Annotated in this window: 1 protein-coding gene and 1 pseudogene; both read right to left on the bottom strand. The window is 59.8% G+C overall.

Annotated features, from left to right (window positions below; translation table 11 throughout):
* Positions 1-195 (bottom strand): annotated as a pseudogene (locus A3754_RS26450) (ABC transporter substrate-binding protein); the annotation flags it as partial.
* The coding region (locus A3754_RS03655; RefSeq protein WP_156496752.1) for a LysM peptidoglycan-binding domain-containing protein at positions 173-1,090 on the bottom strand (918 nt) is incomplete at its 5' end. The gene A3754_RS03655 and the pseudogene A3754_RS26450, both read right to left, overlap by 23 nt.

Below are 1,090 nucleotides of genomic sequence, written 5' to 3'. Positions count from 1 at the left end.
TTGGCCGAATAATCGCAGGGTGCCGCCCTTGGGGGCATCCGGGTTGACGTAATCGAGGTGCTGGAAATCGGCGGGGTACTTGAGGCTGCCAAACGGGTGGTAACCGTGGCTGCGAGTGGGCTCGGCGTGGCAAACCACGCCGAGCAACAGGCCCAGCAGGGCAAAGGTAAGTTTAGTGCGTTTGGCGAATATCAACGTAGACTGTCAGCCGTTGCCCGGGTTGTAGGTATCGATTGTTGGCTACCGTGTTGTTCCAGCTTTTTATATCGTTGACCGATACATTAAAGCGGTCGGCAATGGCATACAAGGAATCGCCGTTGCGAACCGCATAGCGGACCTTGCGCACCATGTTCGGGTTGCTGGAGGAGGGCGTGTTGCTGGCCGGGCTGGCCGCCAGGCTTCCCTTGGTCCACACCGCCAGGCTCTGGCCTATACGCAGGCTGTCTTTGGGGGCCATGCTATTCCATTTGGCCAACTCAGGCACGCCGACGTTATGGCGGCGGGCGATTTCCCAGAGCGTATCACCGGGCTGCACCGTGTAATCGACGCGCTGGCGACCCTTGGGGTGCTTGGACTGTTTTTTGGCCAGGCGCGATTCAGCACTAAGGCTGTAGTCGCTGCTGGAGGACGCCGGGCCGGGAATCAGCAGGGTGCGGCCGGCAATAATGGTGTTGTTCTTCATGTGGTTAATGTTGCGAAGTACCTGGGGGGTCGTGCGGTACTGGCGGGCAATGGCGCCCAGATTATCGCCGGGCCGAATTTCGTAACGGGCCCACTGCATGCGTTGGTCTTTGGGCAGGCTGGCCAGTTTCGTCTGGAAATTCTCGGCCCGATCCACAGGGACTAACAACCGGAAGGGGCCATCCGGGGATGTGGCCCAGCGATTATAGGACGGGTTGAGCAGGTAGAGCTCTTCCACAGAAATATCCGCCAAACGTGCGGCTTGGGCCAGGTCGATTTGCCCGCCGGTTTTTACCGTGGCGAAGTAGGGTTCGTTGGCGATGGGGTGGAGGGGGACGCCGTAGGCCTGCGGGTCACCGACAATCTGGGCGATGGCCAGTAATTTAGGGACATACGCGGTGGTTTCGCG

This window comes from Alcanivorax sp. HI0083 (assembly GCF_001635175.1).
The sequence above is the reverse complement of the archived record's forward strand: the minus strand, read 5'-3'. Positions and strand labels throughout refer to the sequence as shown.